The 3,040-nt window shown below is 70.7% G+C and carries 3 protein-coding genes; all 3 read left to right on the forward strand.

The window, feature by feature from the left end:
* On the forward strand, positions 1 to 1,068 hold a 1,068-nt coding region (locus U9980_RS26640; protein ID WP_322770446.1), incomplete at its 5' end, for a cytochrome P450.
* A 71-nt stretch (positions 1,069 to 1,139) separates the two neighbouring features.
* The gene (locus U9980_RS26645; protein WP_322770447.1) at positions 1,140 to 2,000 is read left to right on the forward strand and encodes a mycofactocin-coupled SDR family oxidoreductase; all 861 of its coding nucleotides are present in this window, start codon (positions 1,140 to 1,142) and stop codon (positions 1,998 to 2,000) included.
* 23 nt (positions 2,001 to 2,023) lie between these two features.
* Positions 2,024 to 3,040, forward strand: a 1,017-nt coding sequence (locus tag U9980_RS26650; RefSeq protein ID WP_322770448.1) for an acyl-CoA dehydrogenase family protein, incomplete at its 3' end; no start/stop codon positions are given.

Here is a 3,040-nt window from a genome sequence, read left to right on the forward strand (position 1 = left end):
GCCTTCTCGTCCCACCACGCTGTCGACGAGGACGGGAACCACTCCGGCGGCGTCGCGATCCCGTCTGCTCCACTGAAGCAGACCCCTATCGAGATGGACCCACCCGAGTACACCGGTTTCCGGCAGCTGCTCAACCCGCACTTCTCCCCCGCCGCGTCGAGACGCTACGAGCAGAAGATCCGCGATCTCACGACGGCCTTCCTCAACCCGATCGTGGCCAAGGGGAGCGGTGACCTCGTCCTGGACCTGCTCAACCCCGTGCCCGGCGTCTTCACCGCGCACCTGCTCGGCCTCCCGCTCGACGACTGGGAGACCTACGCCGCGCCCATGCACCGGATCGTCTACGAGGCACCCGGCAGCCCCGGGCACGACGAGGCCCTCGCGATGTACTTCACGGTCATCGTCAAGCTCGGGGAGACGGCCGCGGCGCGTCGCGTCGAGCCGCAGGACGACCTGCTCACCATGCTGGTGCAGGCCGAGGTCAACGGCAGGGCGCTGACCGATCAGGAGATCCTCGAGATCTCGTCGCTGATCCTCATCGGCGGCGTCGACACGACCACCTCCCTGATGGCCAACGCGCTGCTGTGGCTCCACCAGCACCCCGACGAGAGAGCCACGTTGGCGGCCGACCCTTCCCTCATCCCCAACGCCTGCGAGGAGTTCCTGCGCTACTTCACGCCGACGCAGGCGCTGGCTCGTACAGCCACCTGCCCCGTCACCCTCAGCGGGACCGACATCCCCCAGGGGGGTCGTGTCCTGCTCTCCATGGCCGCGGCTAACCGGGATCCGGAGGCTTTCGACGATCCCGAGTCGATCGACCTCACCCGGTTCCCGAACCGCCACCAGGCCTTCGGTCTGGGTATCCACCGCTGCCTGGGGTCCACGTTCGCGCGTCTGGAGATGCGGATCGTCCTCGAAGAGGTGCTGCGGCGGATGCCCGAGTACGTCGTCGACGAGGCGTCGGCGCGGCAGTACCCGAGCATCGGGATCGTCAACGGCTGGGTCGGCATGCCGTTCAGCACACCGAGCGGCCCGGTCGAACCGACCCCGTTCTCGTACCTGGTGTAACCGAAATCGTACTTGGTGTGACCGACACGTCTATGTGCCTGTCCACGCACCATCGTCCCGAGGGAGCAGACATGGGCAGAGTCGCCGACAAGGTCGTCTTCATCACCGGCGCCGGCCAGGGGCAGGGCCGCTCGCACGCGGTGCGCTTCGCCGAGGAGGGTGCCGACGTCGTCGCCGTCGACGCGTGCGCCGAGATCCACCCCAGGGTGGGTTACCCGTACCCCTCGCCGGAAGACCTCGAGGTGACCAAGGAGCTGGTGGAGAAGGCGGGCCGGCGATGCGTCACCGCGGTCGCGGACGTCCGCCATCGCGACCAGGTCCAGGCGGCTGTCGACGCAGGCCTCGAGGCTTTCGGGCGGATCGACGCCGTGCTCGCCAACGCGGGCATCATCACCTTCCACGAGCGGTCCTGGGAAATCGAGGACGACGTCTACGACGCGATCATCGACACCAACCTCAAGGGCGTCTGGAACACCATCGTCTGCACCGTGCCGTCGATGATCGAGGCCGGGCGGGGCGGCACCATCACGATCACCAGCTCGGCGGCGGGCATCCGCGGCCAGCTGCCCTACGCCCACTACGTCGCCAGCAAGCACGGGGTCGTCGGGCTGATGAAGGCCTTCGCGAACGAGCTGGCGCCGCACCGCATCCGCGTCAACACGGTGCACCCCACCGGGGTCGCGAGCCCGGGCATGGGCATCGGCGGGGCCGAAACCGCGATGCCGATCCTCATGGCGAACCCCACCGCGATGCTCGGCGCGACGAACCTGCTCCCCGATCTGGACACCGAGCCCGGCGGCGACTACGCCCCCGTGGGCGCGATCCCCGAGCTGGAGATCTCCCACGCCATGCTGTGGCTGGCCTGCGACGAGGCTCGCTACGTCACCGGAGTCCAGCTGGCGGTGGACGCGGGCAACACCAACAAGCCGTGAGCGCCGCCTCCGGGCGGAGCACCGTGGACCTTGCGCTGACCGACGAGCAGAACGCCCTGCGCCGCGGCGTCCAGGAGCTGCTGCGCGACCTGGACCGGCGGACCGACGCCGAGAGCGGGGGCGACCCCGCGCTGTGGCGGGCGCTCGCAGACATGGGTGTCCTGGGCCTCGCGGTCCCGGCGAAGCTCGGCGGCGCGGGCGCGGGATGGGCCGAGGTGGGCGTCGTCCTCGAAGAGCTGGGACGTTCGCTGGCGTGCGTGCCGTTCCTGTCGAGCGTCCTGCTCGCCACGACGGCGCTACTCGCCGCCGGCGACCGGGAGCACCTCACGGCCATCTCCTCCGGCGCGCTCACCGCGACGGTGTCCCTGGACGCCCGAGTGGAGCACGACGGGAACGCCGCCCGCGGCCGCGCCTCGATGGTTCTCGACGGGGCGAGGGCGGATCTCGTCCTCCTCGAGAGCACCGGCGGCGAGCTGCTGGCCGTGCCGAGCAGCTCGATCGTGGCCACCCCGCTTGCCACGCTGGACCTCACCCGCCGGCTGGCGGACCTGGCGATCGACGGCCCGGCGACGGTGCTGTCCACCGCGGCGCCGCGGTGCCTGCACGCCGCATCCCAGGCCCTGGGCATCGGCCTGGCGGCGGAGAGCGTCGGCGTCGCCTCCTGGGCACTGGACACCGCGGTGGCCTACGCGAAGGTCCGCCACCAGTTCGGCCGGCCCATCGGGTCGTTCCAGGCGATCAAGCACCGCTGCGCGGACATGCTGGTCGCCGTGGAGTCCGCGCGGTCGGTCTCGACATATGCGCTGCGGGTCGCCGACACCGGCGAAGACCCCGCCGTCGCGGCCGCGATGGCACAGGCCTGCGCCACCGAGAACGCGGTGGCGGTCACGGCCGGGTGCATTCAGGTCCTCGGCGGCATCGGCTTCACCTGGGAGCACCCGGCGCACCTCTACTACCGGCGCGCCGTGAGCAACCAGGCTCTGCACGGCAGCCCGACCCAGCACCGCGAGACGGTCGCGGTGGGCATGGGCCTGCCCGCT

It is taken from the genome of Protofrankia sp. Cr1 (genome assembly GCF_963555865.1).
In the GTDB taxonomy this organism is placed as follows: Bacteria; Actinomycetota; Actinomycetes; order Frankiales; family Frankiaceae; genus Protofrankia.

What these genes read in the sequence shown, in the direction of transcription:
- U9980_RS26645 (WP_322770447.1), top strand. Translation starts at nt 1,140, where the DNA reads ATGGGCAGAGTCGCCGACAAGGTCGTCTTCATCACCGGCGCCGGCCAG.